The organism is Microcoleus sp. AT9b-C3, assembly GCF_036705485.1.
GTDB lineage: Bacteria > Cyanobacteriota > Cyanobacteriia > Cyanobacteriales > Microcoleaceae > Microcoleus.
Window position 1 is genome coordinate 1 of the sequence record NZ_JAUBUR010000005.1, and the last position, 15,240, is coordinate 15,240.

The 15,240-nt window shown below is 47.2% G+C and carries 12 protein-coding genes; 7 read left to right on the forward strand and 5 right to left on the reverse strand.

Features of this window, described 5'->3' with window-relative positions; genetic code table 11:
- Positions 1 to 126: 126 nt before the first annotated feature.
- The gene (locus QUB77_RS06355) at positions 127 to 3,120 is read right to left on the reverse strand and encodes a PAS domain S-box protein (protein ID WP_333174856.1); all 2,994 of its coding nucleotides are present in this window, start codon (positions 3,118 to 3,120) and stop codon (positions 127 to 129) included.
- Between the two features lie 690 nt (positions 3,121 to 3,810).
- Between QUB77_RS06355 and QUB77_RS06360 the strand changes: the two genes are divergently transcribed.
- On the forward strand, positions 3,811 to 3,984 hold the full coding sequence (locus tag QUB77_RS06360; RefSeq protein WP_333174853.1) for a hypothetical protein: 174 nt from the start codon (positions 3,811 to 3,813) through the stop codon (positions 3,982 to 3,984).
- 6 nt (positions 3,985 to 3,990) lie between these two features.
- Positions 3,991 to 5,106 (forward strand): anthranilate phosphoribosyltransferase, encoded by a 1,116-nt coding sequence (trpD, locus tag QUB77_RS06365; RefSeq protein WP_333174851.1) that lies wholly within the window; start codon positions 3,991 to 3,993, stop codon positions 5,104 to 5,106.
- A gap of 229 nt (positions 5,107 to 5,335) precedes the next feature.
- On the opposite strand, the gene QUB77_RS06370 is transcribed toward trpD, so the two are convergent.
- Positions 5,336 to 6,217, reverse strand: coding sequence for a retropepsin-like aspartic protease (locus tag QUB77_RS06370; protein ID WP_333174848.1), 882 nt, complete (start codon positions 6,215 to 6,217; stop codon positions 5,336 to 5,338).
- A 66-nt stretch (positions 6,218 to 6,283) separates the two neighbouring features.
- Between QUB77_RS06370 and carA the strand changes: the two genes are divergently transcribed.
- The 5 genes from carA (at position 6,284) to QUB77_RS06395 (ending at position 11,030) form a co-directional block, all read left to right on the forward strand.
- Entirely contained in the window at positions 6,284 to 7,441 is a 1,158-nt protein-coding gene (carA, locus tag QUB77_RS06375; RefSeq protein WP_333174845.1) for a glutamine-hydrolyzing carbamoyl-phosphate synthase small subunit, read from the forward strand.
- A 160-nt stretch (positions 7,442 to 7,601) separates the two neighbouring features.
- On the forward strand, positions 7,602 to 7,958 hold the full coding sequence (locus QUB77_RS06380; RefSeq protein WP_015176627.1) for an STAS domain-containing protein: 357 nt from the start codon (positions 7,602 to 7,604) through the stop codon (positions 7,956 to 7,958).
- A 383-nt stretch (positions 7,959 to 8,341) separates the two neighbouring features.
- Positions 8,342 to 8,788, forward strand: coding sequence for a ribonuclease III domain-containing protein (locus QUB77_RS06385; protein ID WP_333174843.1), 447 nt, complete (start codon positions 8,342 to 8,344; stop codon positions 8,786 to 8,788).
- 263 nt (positions 8,789 to 9,051) lie between these two features.
- The gene (gene rlmB, locus QUB77_RS06390; RefSeq protein ID WP_333174841.1) at positions 9,052 to 10,455 is read left to right on the forward strand and encodes a 23S rRNA (guanosine(2251)-2'-O)-methyltransferase RlmB; all 1,404 of its coding nucleotides are present in this window, start codon (positions 9,052 to 9,054) and stop codon (positions 10,453 to 10,455) included.
- Between the two features lie 296 nt (positions 10,456 to 10,751).
- Entirely contained in the window at positions 10,752 to 11,030 is a 279-nt protein-coding gene (locus tag QUB77_RS06395) for a DUF1816 domain-containing protein (protein WP_333037226.1), read from the forward strand.
- A gap of 131 nt (positions 11,031 to 11,161) precedes the next feature.
- On the opposite strand, the gene QUB77_RS06400 is transcribed toward QUB77_RS06395, so the two are convergent.
- The 3 genes from QUB77_RS06400 to QUB77_RS06410 form a co-directional block, all read right to left on the reverse strand.
- The gene (locus tag QUB77_RS06400; RefSeq protein WP_333174837.1) at positions 11,162 to 11,998 is read right to left on the reverse strand and encodes an alpha/beta hydrolase; all 837 of its coding nucleotides are present in this window, start codon (positions 11,996 to 11,998) and stop codon (positions 11,162 to 11,164) included.
- Between the two features lie 55 nt (positions 11,999 to 12,053).
- The gene (locus QUB77_RS06405; RefSeq protein ID WP_333174833.1) at positions 12,054 to 13,355 is read right to left on the reverse strand and encodes a serine hydrolase; all 1,302 of its coding nucleotides are present in this window, start codon (positions 13,353 to 13,355) and stop codon (positions 12,054 to 12,056) included.
- Between the two features lie 224 nt (positions 13,356 to 13,579).
- Positions 13,580 to 14,035, reverse strand: a complete 456-nt coding sequence (locus tag QUB77_RS06410; protein ID WP_039886916.1) for a helix-turn-helix domain-containing protein — start codon at positions 14,033 to 14,035, stop codon at positions 13,580 to 13,582.
- Positions 14,036 to 15,240: the final 1,205 nt, after the last annotated feature.

A 15,240-nucleotide genomic window follows, 5' to 3' on the forward strand; every position in this document is an offset into this window, starting at 1 on the left:
AAGGCAACGATCTATATATATCTTGCCTTACAGATTTTTTTTTGCTCACTTTTTCAGTGCCATTGGACTTTAGTCCTCACTACAAAACCCGACTCGTTATCTCGATGCGATCGCCCCGATCGCACTTTAGGATTGTTCGCTCGGTTGTTCGATCGGCAATTCTATGATAAACTCGGCTCCGTGGCCGAGTGCAGACACGCAGCTAAGTTTACCACCGTGTTCTTGGACAACTTTGTAGGAAATTGACAAGCCTAAACCGGTGCCTTTGTCGGCGGGTTTGGTGGTAAAAAAAGCCTCGAATAACTGCTGGGAAACTTCTTCTGGCATACCGGGGCCGTTGTCAGAAATCCTAATTACAGCATTGGAGTTTTGGATTTCTGTTCTAATTTTAATTTTGCTGCGGTTAGCTTTGACTTCGGCAACTGAACGCCCTTCGTTGTATTCCTCGATCGCGTCGATCGCATTTCCGATCAAATTCATAAATACCTGATTGATTTTTCCAGCATAACACTCAACCAAAGGCAAATTTCCATAGTCCTTAATTACGGCAATTTCGGGATAATTGCCTCTGGCTTTCAGGCGGCTTTGCAGAATCAGCAACGTTCCTTCAATCCCTTCGTGCAGGTTAACTTTGCTCATTTGAGAATCATCTTTGCGGGAGAAATTTCTGAGCGATCGCACGATTTCCCGAATGCGATCGGCCCCAACCTGCATCGAAGACATCGCTTTCGGCAAATCTTCTAGCAGAAACTCTAATTCGATATCCTTAATTTTATTTTGAATTGCTGCCGGCGGCTGCGGGCAGTGCTGCTGGTACATATCGAGCAAATCCAGCAAATCTTCCGTGTAGTGGCCGACGTGAACGAGATTGCCGCAGACGCTGCTAACAGGATTGTTAATTTCGTGAGCAACACCGGCTACCATTTGACCGAGAGTAGACATTTTCTCAGTGTGAATCAATTGAGCTTGAGTTTGCTGCAATTCGTGCAAAGTATTTTCGAGTTGCAGTTTTTGTTGGGTTAACTCGGTTTGCGATCGCCGCAAAGCTTCTTCACTGCGTTTCTGCTCGGAAATGTCAGTAATTAACCCTTCCAAAGCTATCAATTCTCCCGAGTCGGAAAACACTCCCAAACCTTGCTCCCAAACCCATTTTAATTCGCCATTTTTAGCAGTAATTCGGTAATTTAGCTGATAGGGTCTATTTTCTTGCAAGGCAACTTGCACGGCATTCCACAAATTCTCGCGATCGTCCGGGTGAGTCAATTCCGAGATAGAAACTTGCCTAGTGCCGATAAATTCTTCAGGAGAATAGCCGGCTAACTGATAGCAACCTTCGCTGACAAACTCCATACTGCGATCGGCATCATTGCGAAAACGGTAGGCCATTCCCGGCAAATTGCTCATCAGCGTCGCCAAGGCCCGCTGACTTTCCCGTAGGGCTTCTTCGGCGTGTTTGCGATCGGTAATATCCGTCATCACCGCCAGCATACAGAGTTCGCCGTCCAAATTAATCAACTCTGCAGACAGCAAACACACCACCACCGATCCCGACTTCATCCGAAACTCGCATTCCTGATTGCGAACAACACCTTGTTCGTGCAAACGTCGCCTAAAATTAAGTCGGTCTTGAGGCCTTACCCAAATATTTAACCCCGGTACTGTATTCCAGGTCGTTTCTTCTAAATCGTAGCCAGTCATCGACAAGAAACTATCATTAACTTCAATAAAACGACCCTCTGCAAAAGTAGTAATTATCATCGGATCTGGACTTGAGCGAAAAGCCTTAGAAAACTTTTCTTCCGATAAACTTAACTTTTTAATAGCCTCTTCCAACTGACTTGTCCGCTCTTTAACCCGGCATTCCAATACCTCATTAGCCTGCTTCAGGGCTTCCTCAGCCTGCACCCGATAAGTGATATCGCGCACCACCCCTTGCAGCCCTATTTTGCCACCGATATCCATAGAAGTTAGCAGCACTTCCGCCGGGAACTCAGAGCCATCTAAACGGCAGTGCCGCCAGTCAAAACGGCAATTTCCCGATCGCAGAGCCGTATTAATTCGCTCTTGATAAAGACTCATAGAATCTTGTTCGTCCGGTTGCAACGGCGGGCTGAACTCCGAAGGATGCTTGCCGCAAAACTCCGACTCAGTGCTGCATCCAAATAACTTTAAAGTCGCCGGATTGCAATCCAAAAAACCCTCTTCGTCTAACAGCATTACCGCATCAGTCGTCGATTCGTACAAAGTGCGAAACTTTTTTTCCGACGCCTGCAAAGAAGCAATCAACTGCATCTTTTCCTCAGCCGCCCGCTTTTGCTCAGTAATATCCTGCATTACTTGAGAAAAGCCCTGCAACTTTCCCCTTTCATCGCGCAAAGGAGTAACAATAATATTCGCCCAAAATCGCGAGCCGTCTTTGCGAAGGCGCCAGCCTTCATTTTCGTATCGACCTTCTGCCACCGCCAGGATTAATTTTTCTTTGTGCTTGCCGATTTCAAGATCTTTTTTAGTGAAAAAACACTCCGAGTTATTGCCTACTATCTCATGAGCTCTGTATCCTAAAATGCGTTCGGCACCAGAATTCCAGCTAGCTACATACCCATCAGGATCTAACATGAATATAGCGTAATCCTTAACGCCTTCAATTATTAAGCGCAGGCGTTCTTCGCTTTCTCGAAGTGCAGATTCTGCTTGCTTGCGCTGGGTGATATCTTCTACAAAACCTTCGTAGTAGAGCAATTTACCTGCTTCATCGCAGACAGCCCGCGCATTCTCAGCGATCCAAATTATTGTTCCGTCCCGCCGATAAATCTGCGATTCAAAATCCGATACGATACCCTGTTCTTGCAAAGCAGAAACAAACTGATCGCGCCGATCGGGATTGACGTAAAGCTGATCGCTGATATCAGTCAGACAGCCCATTAATTCTTCGGCGGAACTATATCCGTAAATGCGAGCCAAAGCTGGGTTAGCGCTGATGTAGCGACCGGATTGGGTTGTTTGAAAAATACCCGACACAGCATTTTCAAACATACTATAATATTTTGCTTCCATTTGGTGCAGTGCCTCCGCGACATTCAGGCATTCTATCGCTTTATTTCCTAATTTTTGATTTCCCACTTGTGAATACCCTGCTCTTGTGTGTGAGTTGAATATTTTGGTCTACCGCCTGTTAAATTTGAGCCGTTAGTTAGGCTGAAAGATGGTGTGTCGCAGCCGGAGAGGAGTGTGTTTATTCATCTGTCCTACTGGGCTGTTAGTTGTTAATAGTTGCTGCGGAAAGTTTAGCTGCTCCGGTATTTATTTGAGGCTTGACTGGCTGTCACGATCGCATTGGCATATCGATCGGCCTGCGGTGCAGGTGTTCGAGCAAAACCCGCTCCTTGAAAACTCCCTGAATATATTAGCAGTTGAATACCCTGAAATAAGTTAGTAGCAAGGATGTTGTTACAATAAAAGGCAGCGACTTCTACAACCGCAAGAGCCTATTTTTAGGATTTGGGTGAGAGTACGATCGACTCTTACCCTAGGCAACTAACCCGCCTGCAAGAGCTAAACGCTCGCTGTCCTTGCTGTCAGTCGATTGGAGATTTTATATTTTAGATTAAAGTTGACTCCACAGATGAATCTGGGGTTCTCCTAAGATCTAAAATTTTTTGCTTTCCACAACTCCTGTCGGAAACTTTTATGGGTCTTTGGGTGCTCTGAGTTACTGTTAAGTATTATTGCTAATAGATAATACAGTAGACTGCTGGCTGGCAGTTGTACGATCAGGGGTTTCTATGTAAAGTTGGCACAACAATAGGGTAATTGTTGTATCAAAAAATTCATATTCTGCTGCTGCGGGCGGAAAAATTCTGTAGCGGTGCTGGCATTTGGGCAAAAATCTGGGTTCGATCGCGCAAAATTTGGTCGGCCAGTCTGGTAAAATCCCGATCGATTCTCGGTTTGGCCGCAAAGCTCGATCGAGCTAAATTTGACTAGAAATAAATGACAGATTCTCCTCTACTAGCAACGCCAGAGTTATCTCCTGCTTCAACCCAGACGGCGGATTCTCCTGTGTGGCCAGCCCTCCTGCAACAACTATTAGACAGACAATCTCTCTCGCGCGCCCAAGCAGCCGACTTGATGCAGGGATGGCTAGCAGAAGCTATTCCCCCCGTCCTCTCAGGAGCCATTTTAGCGGCCATCCAAGCCAAAGGCATCTCTGCCCCAGAATTGGCAGGAATGGCTCAGGTATTGCATTCTCAGTCGCTTGCAGGCGAGCCCGAGAGCGTTTTAAATCCCAAATCCTCAATCTCCAATCTCAAATTAATTGATACTTGCGGCACCGGCGGCGACGGCGCTTCTACGTTTAACATTTCCACTGCTGTAGCTTTTGTCGCAGCCGCGGGCAAAGTTCGAGTCGCGAAACACGGAAATCGCTCCGCATCAAGCAAAGTGGGTTCTGCTGACGTGTTGGAAGCACTGGGAGTCAACCTCAACGCCGATGCCGCGAAGGTAAAAGCTGCGGTAGACGAAGTAGGCATCACCTTTTTATTTGCGCCTGGGTGGCATCCCGCACTTAAGGCTGTAGCGTCGCTCCGGCGCACTTTGAAGGTGCGGACTATTTTTAACCTATTAGGGCCCCTTGTCAATCCTATGCGCCCTACAGGGCAGGTAATCGGGGTGTTCGATCCTAGTCTGGTATCAACTATTGCCCAAGCTTTGGGCGAGTTGGGGACTGAGTTAGCTGTAGTCGTTCACGGCAGAGAAAAATTGGACGAGGCGGGGTTGGGAGATGTGACTGATTTGGCGGTTTTGTCGGATGGCAAAGTGGAACTCACTACTTTAGACCCCCAAAAGGTAGGATTGACACCAAGTGCGATCGGCTCGTTAAAAGGCGGAAATGTTGAGGAAAACGCCGAGATTTTGCGGAACGTTTTGCAAGGCAAAGGTACGCCAGCACAAATGGATGTTGTAGCTTTGAATGCGTCTTTGGCTTTTCAGGTGGGAGGTGCAATTCCTATGGGTTCTCACGCCGCAGGAGTTTCTATGGCTAAGGACATTTTATTGAGCGGCGAATCTTGGTTGAAGTTGCAGCAGTTGATTGAGTTTTTGAAATGAAGGAAGAAGGAAGAGGGAAGAGGGAAGAGGGAAGAAGGAAGAGGGAAGAGGGAAGAAGTAAAGAAAAATTTAGAATACCCCAATCTTCCCGCTCTAACCGTCTAAAACTCAGCCTTCTGCATTCATACTTTTTCAAGTTGGGAAACTTTTTTCTCTCTTCTCTTCTTGTTGGTTAGTAAAAAAAATCCTTCTTCCTTCTTCCTTCTTCCCTCTTCCTTCTTCCTTCTATTTAAGAGCGCGATCGAAATTCAATGACATCTTGCTTAATAGTCACATCTTTATTACCAAAAAAGTCGTGACCCAACAGTCCGATATCTAGCGACGGCGAGACTGCGACAACTACATTGTTAACTGCCAGACCACCTGCTTCCATAGAAGTCAAGCGACCGAGGGGAAAAGTAGCAACTCCGTTGGGAGTTTGTGCTTGCACTGTTCCCTGGAGAACAACGCCCAAGGCTTTAGCCATTGCTGGTGTAATTACTGTGCCACTAGCTCCAGAATCTACCATCATCTCGAACTTTTGTTTGCCGTTAAACGTGACTTCTATGACGGGGATATTAGCCTCTCGGCGTTTGATTTTTGCCTGAAACACTCCCGACTTTGCCGCCGCCGAAGTGCTGGGAGTCAAGTCTTTGGGGAGAAAACCGCAGACTGATTGGCTGAGGTTGACGGTTCTGCCTGACGAGCTCCGCATGAAGCATCCCTCACTTTCTTGAGCCACTGCTCGCGAGGAGTTGGCAACAGTCCCTACTAAAATTGAACTGCTCAGAGAAATAACTGTTGTTACAACCAGTAACGGTTTGCACAGTTTTTGAGAGTTCAGTAGATGCTTGTATAAGTTTGAGAGTAAAGGCAAGGGAGATTTACTAGCCATAGTTTCGTTAAACGCTGTAGCTCGATCGTAACAGCGACAACTGCCTTTTGGTATAGATTTCGTATAGATAGAGAATTTCCGCCCGCCACCTAAGCTGCTGGCAGATAAATTGCTGGCGCGGGGGGAGATGGAAAATTTGCACTTGTTGCAGCTTTTTGATGACCTGCTGCTTCTGCCTCCGGCATAAGTGCCTTGGTTTTGCGAACCCTTGCACAAATTAAAATAATATCTGTACATTACTGACTAGCATCAAATCCCTGGCAGTGGTAAGAATGAAACCAAACGAAAGTAATTAAGGATGCCATGTCACTTTCAACTGCACAACCCGCTCTCCTAGTCCTGGCTGACGGTACTGCTTACCGCGGCTGGTCGTTTGGCGCTGATGCCACCGTCGTTGGCGAGGTAGTATTTAATACGGGAATGACGGGCTACCAAGAAGTATTGACCGATCCCAGCTATTGCGGTCAAATTGTAACTTTTACTTATCCAGAATTGGGCAATACCGGGGTAAATCTCGAAGACGAAGAATCCTCGCGCCCACAAATTCGAGGTGCGATCGCCCGGAACGTATGCAGCCGCCCCAGCAACTGGCGCTGCTCGCAATCTCTGCAAGACTACCTAAAACAGTACGATATCCCCGGCATTTACGGGATAGACACCCGCGCCCTCACTCGCAAAATTCGCACGGTGGGAGCGATCAACGGTGGCATTTCGACCACGATTCTCGACCAGGCAGAGCTTTTGGAGCTAGTACAAGACGCCCCCAGCATGGACGGGCTCAATCTGGTTCGGGAAGTCACCACCCGCGAGGTTTACGAGTGGTCTGAAGCCACGGACTCGGTTTGGGAGTTCAGTCCTACAGTTAAACCTGCTAACGGCAAAATGTGGACGGTGGTAGCGCTAGACTTTGGGATCAAGCGCAACATCCTGCGGCGTCTGGCGAGTTATGGGTGTCGGGTAATCGTTGTCCCCGCTGACACGTCGCCGGAGGAAATCCTCAAATACAACCCGGACGGCATTTTTCTGTCCAACGGCCCCGGAGATCCGGCGGCGGTAACGGAAGGGATCGCGACTGCAAAAGCTTTGTTAAAGTCGGACAAACCCGTATTCGGCATCTGCATGGGACACCAAATTTTGGGACTTTCCTTGGGCGCAGAAACTTTTAAACTTAAGTTCGGCCATCGGGGATTGAATCATCCAGCGGGTTTAACTGAGCAAGTAGAAATTACTAGCCAAAATCACGGTTTTGCGATCGACCCCGATTCCCTAGCCCCCGAAGTAGAAATTACTCATCTCAATTTGAACGATCGTACCGTAGCCGGATTGAAGCACAAAACTCTGCCACTGTTCTCAGTGCAGTACCACCCAGAAGCCAGTCCGGGCCCGCACGACGCCGACTATTTATTTGATCGATTCGTGCAGTCAATGCGAGACAATCAGAAAGTAGCCAGCAGTAAATAGTCCGCAGTCCGCAGTCAGCAGTCAACCGCTAATGACTGCTGCCTCAAAAAAACTAAAAACCGCTGACCAAAAAAAACTGTAGACAAAAGACCAAAAAACTCCTATAATGAAGCCTCGACTTTAAGCCATATCTAGCTAGGAGGGTGTCATTCCTGAGTCATTGACCCTGACCGTTAGCCTCAGAGGCACTCGCGAAGTCAGGAATAACTGTCAGTTATTTCGCCTGACGGGCCTGCTGGACGCTTTTTCTGAGGCCACTTTTCGGAAGGTAATAAGCAAATGTATTGACGAGGGCCCAAAACACGTAATTTTGGACTTGTCTCAGATAGACTTTGTGGATAGTTCAGGCTTGGGCGCACTTGTGCAACTTGTCAAAAAAGCCCAAACCTTGGAGGGGACATTGCAAATTGTCTCAAATCCCCGCGTAACTCAGACTGTTAAACTGGTTCGCTTAGAGAAATTTTTGTCTTTGCAGCCTTCGGTTGATGAGGCGGTAAAAAACGTCAAGGATGCTTGACGCCAAAGTGAATTAAATTAGCTATCCGGTTCTCAACGCTGGATAGCAAATTTTTATTTTTGTGCGGGTAAAACAATACCGATTTTCCCCGAAGCTGCGACACGCGCCAGCCGCTATTTCCCCGATGCTTAGAGTTTCGGTGGATGGGCAGTAAAATATGTGTGGCAAACACGCGGAAAAATGGTATAAAAATTAGAGCATCCCGCTTTGGTATAAAGCCTTTTTTAGGAGTGCGATCGTCACGCAAAGCTTTGCCTATATATCTCGTTTCGCGATCGGACAGCGAACACTCCTGTGAAAGCTATAATTGCTGAAGTAACGAAAGACGAAATAAGTAAGTGACTAGAAAAACCAAGCTGTGCGGAAGTTTTATTTAAAAAAGTATGTCGCCGATCGCAGATGACGGGCTCAAACTGAGTCTGACGGATATCAGTTTAAATCGAGTGCATCCTGCGAGGGCTACACCAGCAGAAATAGAAAGAATTTCGCCCGCAGCCTGGGCATATTTGGGAGATGCAGTATACGAACTCTACGTTCGGAGTTCGTACTTAGTCCCACCCAAAAGATTGCAAGCTTATCACGAATTAGTGGTGGGGCAAGTACGAGCCGAAACTCAAGCGCGTCATTTGCGATCGCTCTCTCCTTACTTGAACAGTACAGAATTAGCAATTGTCAAGCGCGGCCGCAATGCCGCAGCGGGCCGTTCCAAGCGAGCAGATCCAGAGATATACCAACAAGCCAGCAGCTTAGAAACCTTGGTCGGATATTTGTATCTTACCGATCCCGAAAGATTGACTGAACTTCTGGCACTTTTAGATCTTGAGATTTAAAGGATTTAGCAGTTAAGAGTTGGGCATGGGGAGGGATTAATTAACCATCCTTGCACGGCTAACATAAAACCGCAAAAATCTCGATCGGCAAAACAGGATTTATCAGTTATTAACTAGCAATTAGAACACAGCAAAATCCTTGCTCCCTCGCTAGACAATCTAAAATCTCAAAGCCCCAAGATTGCTCCCTCAATCAAGAATCTCACATCTACAATCTACAACCGATTAGCCTTCAGCTAAAACGTTTTGACCAAAAGAAACCAATGAGAAAATTTACCAGACCAAACTCCTCGCGATCGAATTCCGACAGCAAGCCATTCAAAAGCGAAGGCCGCCGTCAGGACTCACAACCATCCTCTCCCCGCTTTGAACGCAAGCCCCGTCCCGACACTCGCCCAGGAGACGCGCCTCAAAAGCGATCGACCTTCGCCCCGCAATCACGAGAAATGCCCGTGAGAGCAATTTTCAAACGCAGAGTCGATTCCGACAGCCAACCATCCCTTCGCAGAAATAATACTTTCCAAGACAGAGACAGCAGCCCGCAGGAATCTAGTGGAAATTATTACCACGACAGAGACAGAGACAGAGACAGCAGCCCGCAGCCGGCACGCAACAACTTCCGAGACAGAGACAGAGATAGCAGCCCGCAGCCTGCCCGCAACAATTTCCGAGACAGAGACAGAGACAGAGATAGCAGCCCGCAGCCTGCCCGCAATAATTTTCGAGACAGAGACAGAGACAGAGACAGCAGACCGCAGGAATCCAGAGGCAATTATTACAAAGACAGAGACAAAGACAATAGCCCGCAGGAATTCCGGGGCAACCATTTCAGAGACAGAGACAAAGACAGAGACACTCGCCCTGTTGACAGTGCCTCAAATACAGTCGTGCAACCAGACGCAGACACAGACGACATGATTTACGGCCGCCATGCAGTGCAAGCCGCTTTAGAAACAAACCAAGTCCTCAACCGGATCTGGGTTGTCCCCCACCTGCGCTACGATCCCCGCTTTCATAGCTTGCTAACCGAAGCCAAAGCCAACGGCAGCATCATTGACGAAGTTGACGATTTGCGCCTCGACTACATCACCCGCAAAGCAAACCACCAAGGCGTAGCCGCTCAAGTATCAGCTTACGAATACCTGGATTTGAGCGAACTGATCGCGAAGGCTAAGTCTGCTTGCCAAGATCCAGTAATTGTGGTAGCAGAAGGACTCAACGACCCGCACAATCTAGGGGCGATTATTCGCACCGCAGAAGCATTGGGATCTCAGGGCATGGTGATTCCGCAGCGGCGGGCTGTTGGGATTACCTCGGCAGTAAGAAAAGTGGCAGCAGGGGCATTGGAAAGCCTGCCCGTGGCGAGGGTTGTCAATCTTAACCGGGCGCTGGAAGAACTCAAAGAGGCTGGATTCTGGATTTATGGCACTGCAGCAGGCGTCGCTCAATCTATAGAGACAGTTAAGTTCTCCGGGCCCACTGTTTTAGTGGTGGGTGGTGAAGCTGACGGTTTGAGCCTTTTGATACAGCGCGGATGTGACGGATTAGTTTCAATTCCTTTAAGGGGTAATACTCCTAGCCTTAATGTCTCGGTAGCAACGGGGATGGCTTTATACGAAATTTACCGCCAGCGTGGGCCCAAAAAGTTTCACGTACACGGATCGTAAAGGTGCTTGAAAAAAAGAGCACAACAGAGTAGCTTATTGTGAATGCCGCCCAGAATGGAGCAGCATCACACATTGAACAAGTAAGGATAGCCGATCGACTGTCGTTACTTGTTTAGGCGAAAGTAGAAGGGGCCTTGCCCCTAGGTTCAAACAGGAATTCGACACCCATCTATTTAAATATCACCTTTAAATAGTTTTGGATCGGTTCTTGGCAGCAGTTAGCCACGTGTAAATAACAAAAGCCTAGGCGTGTTCGCAGCACCCTGAAAACACCGTCAAATACATTAGAAAAGCAGATGAAAGAATTCTTGATTAGCTTGCTCAACTTTTTCGGATTGGCTTGGTGGGTTGAAGTTAAAACTTCAGCGCCGAGGTGCATTTACTATTTTGGCCCGTTCTTAACTGATGGAGAGGCGGAAGCTGCAAAAGCAGGATATGTAGAAGACATAGAAAATGAAGGGGCAGAAGGTGTTAGTGTTTCGATTCACCGCTGCAAACCAATTACTTTAACTGTTGCAGAAGATTTGGGAAAGCTTGGTGATGGAGGGCTCTGGCCGGTTTTGAGCGGTCAGTAGAAGCAGGGGGAATTTTGAGTTTTGAGAGGGTTACGCTTCCCTCGCAACGCTGTGCGGTTTTGAGTTGTGAGTTATATAACTTCAAAACTCTTGAGTGTTTCGTGATAAATTGCTTGTGACAAACTCAAAACTCAACACTCGCAATTGCCAACTGCTTCGGGGTGACTCTCAATCCAGCAATCAATGTCTGCGAGTACCCGATCGGGAATTTCCCAAGGGAACAAATGGGCTGTATTGGGATAGCACTGCCACTGACAATTGTGGAGGTGGCGGGCTGTTTCTAAACTTGATGCGGAGGTTATGTGCCGATCGGCCTCTCCGGCCAACACCAAGCTGGGACATTGAATGTCGCCCAGGTGGATCAGTCGATCGTATCCAGCCCTCAGAGCGGTATTTAACGCCTTGGTAGCTGTGTTGGAAGTCTTGAGGTAGGCGGGGGTACCTGCCTGTGCTAAGTAGCGGTAAGGGGTGGCGTTATGCTGCTGTATCAAGTAGCGAAAGAGCGATCGCCTAGCAAAAGTATCAATATTCCACTGCCAACCGGGTATCGCCCAATTGATAATTCCGGCTAAACCAGTGTAAAGGTTATCTTGCCAAGAGATGGGAGGGTGACTTCCTCGTGGTTTGGCTGCGGATGCAAGGAGAATCAAACCGGTGACTCGCTGGGGATATTTCATTGCTAATTCCAGGGCTAAAATCCCTCCCAAAGACCATCCAATCACCAAACACCGATCGACTCCTAATCTGTCTAATAGTGCTTCTAAATCGACCAGATGATCGGTCATTTCAAAGAAAGTTGAGGTACGGCTGTTGCCGTAGCCGCGCAAGTCAGGGGCGATCGTCTGGAAGCGTTTTGATAAGTGTTCTGTAAATACCGACATACAATCGCCGGAACCTGGATGGCCGTGCAAGCAGAGAATCGGAAACCCTTTGCCTTTGACGGAAACACTGAGTTTTTGATGCGGCATTTTTTAACTGTTTGGGCGGTGCGTTTTCCCCGCTATAAATTGTATATTCCAGCGATTAAAAGCTGGGGTTTCGGACAATGTAATCGGCAATTTTAGAAATAGACTGGCGCATTTGTAGCTCGCCGCTGCTGCTGTCAATCACAGTAATCACATAGGCCTCGTCGTCAACGCTCATCGCTAAAGTTGTGCCGAGTACCCGAGAATTTTGGCCTGTTTTTTCGCCCAACCACTGAGCTTTAGTTCCTTCCAAGGCGGCAAATCCCAGAGCGTGATCGTACTGGCGGTTGAGAGTTTCTATTAACAGTTTAGCACCGGGTGTTTCGCCGTTATAAATTTGCACCATCATTTCGGTGAGTTCGTTAGCAGTCAGGCGGTTGCGACCAGAACCGGGGTTGGAGGGCATAATTCTTTCCCCCATCAACTTGAAGTTGACGCGGGTGACTTCGTAACCACTATTATCTAAATATTGATTGATGTAATCCGATCCCAAATAATCGATTAGTTGATTGGTGGCGATATTGCTGCTGCGATAGATCATTTCTTCTAACAGTAGCTGTAGCGGGTAATTGCGATTGGACCTAATCTTTGCCGATGCGTCTTCGGTGAAATTACCGCGACTGACTAATACTTCCTGGTTCAGACTAATTTTTTCTTTTTCGACTTTTTGCATCAGGGCAACAGCAATCGGCAATTTAATTAAGCTGGCCGGACTGGCAGGAGGCACATCGCCCCGGAGGTTTACGCACTCTCTAGAAAGGTTGCAAACACCGATCGAAGCTTGAGCCGACAAACCGCTTTCCCGGGCAAGCGCACCCAAAAAATCAGATTTTGCTTGCTGCACTTGAAAGGTTGCTGCTGTTAAATTTTCCCGGTATTCTTGAGTTTTTGAGGCGGTGAGCGAAGCTAAAAAGGAATTTTGAGGAACTTCCTGCAAGTTGTTGAGAGCCTGATGCCAGAAAAATTGAGTTTGCTGCGAAGATGCGATCGACTTATTTTGCTGCCGTTGAGTTTCTACGGCTCGGTTGGCTAAACGGACTGCTTGCTGTAAGTCGTCCTTAGCTCTCTGTTCTACTAATATTTGAGCTTCCACCGCTTGCAACTGCTGTAGCAGTTGTTCTTGAGGATTGGCGGCAACGGGAACTAAGCGCGAGAGCAGGGTTGGTTCTGGGGAGGGAGATGAGGGTTGTTCTAATTCGGCGATCAGCCCATCGCGAATTTTGTAGAGTTCGTCTAGGGAACGCGGGTTTGATGATTGAGAGAATGAACTTGCGATGGTTAACATCTGAACCAGTCCGATGCCGGCTACTACTGCCGCCATCTTGTTGGCGATCGACAAAAAACACCTTATATCTCGCATATTTAACATCCTCAACACCACCACATTCAATATAAGCAGCTATTGTTACATCAGTCAAACTATTTTAGATTTTAGATTTTAGATTTTAGATTTCACATTGTAGATTGCAGAACAAATCTACAATCTACAATGTGAAATCCGAAAGTTAGATTGCAGCAAAATAATCAAAATAAAGGGAGCGATCGCACCAAAGCAATCAACCCCCTTTAAATATGGCGAACTATCTACTTTTTGCGCCGCCGTCGCCAGTCAGCACCCAACCGCTTGAGGTAATCCCAGCCGCGTTGGGGCCAGACATGATCGCTACCGATTTTTTCGGCAATCCAGCGAGCAACTTTGGGGCCTGTCCAGTCTCCGCCGTCGGGGGCAGGGCCTTGCAGCGCTTGTCGCAGTTCTTCTTGCTGTTCAGGATTCAGCAAGGATTTCGCAGGAGGGGGCTGGCGGTCTCCGCTGCGGTTCCTGACAGAGTTAGGCCCTTCTCGGTTGTAGCGCTGGACAATTTCTTTGGCATAGTCGTAGTTGAGGCCTACGACTTGGGCTGCTTGTTTGATAGTCCAATTTCTGGAAACTAACAGCAGCAAGTGCCAGCGGCGCGACTCTGTGGTGTTTTGTGCCTGCCGGTAGCGAATTTTGAGTTCCTCTGCCGTCAGGTGGGATTCTAAGTGAGCTTTAGGTGGCATTCCTCCAACGGGGCATCGGGAACTTCTTACCATATATCTTTGGTTTTGGGGATAATTCCGGATGAAATTATTTTCCTGGGGATCGTGGTGGCAAATAAGTAGCTTTTTTTACCCCCGATGCACGCAGCTAGTCGCACTTGAGGAAGTACTGCTGTTGTTTTGCAGGTGCGCGCCACAGGAGAGCTCGGCGTGGCGGTGAGCGTTTCGAGCTTTTTTGTGAACCCCAGATTTCTGACAGGCTTTTTGACCTCTGGCACAATGGGCGTGTATCGGAAAAGGTCGATCGCTATTTTCTTCGATCGCCCAGCCGCCATTAATTCACTCCGATGAGTGATAACTTTCAGTAATTTTTGACTAAAAAAGTGTTCTTCACAATCTGACCCTAATTATTAGGGTATGTGCCGCCCTAATCTAATATTAGATTATCATAATTTTCTAGTTTCAGTTCCTTATATTCTAGACTTTAAGACCAAATTAATTGCCTAAAAACTCAGCTTTGTATCCTCCAAAATCTGCCTTTAAAAAAATATTTAACAAATCTGGTTATATCTGGGAAAGGATTTTTTTAGTTAGGTTTGAATATTCCCCGAAATAAAGCAGTTAAGACAGGAATGAGTTTATTTTTTATGCCATCTTTTCATACCATAAATCCTGGGTTGCGTTGCAGAGAAGCTGGGCTCTAATATTTTATAATTTAGATTACAGAATTGGGAACGAGCGAAAGTATCCATATACAAGCCCCCGGATTCATTCCGAAAGCAGACTGAGGACCGGTGAAATAAAAAACCTGTATCCGATGAAACTTGCCCCCCGAATTTATCCGTGGAGTCAATGCTTCAATTCTAAAATCTAAAATCTAAAATCTAAAATCTAAAATCGATTGACTGATTTCCTAATGATTGTGATATTGCATACACATTCTTGGAGGCCGAACCTAATTATGTAGGGATCGTATTGCACACCTTACCCCTTACTCATGTAAATCTCGCATCAAACCACTTTTTGCATCAGTCGTGATACAGTTGCATGCTTGGTTTGTTAAAAGATTAGGTAAAAAACTCGATCGCTATTTTGTGTCCGGTGGGATTTGGGGAATTTAATCTATTGTATATAAAATGACCGATCGCGCGTTAGCGGAACCCTCTTCGAGGCTCGAACTTTCGCCACAAAAATAGCCGACTTTGCCTTCGGGCTGTAAGCAGGTA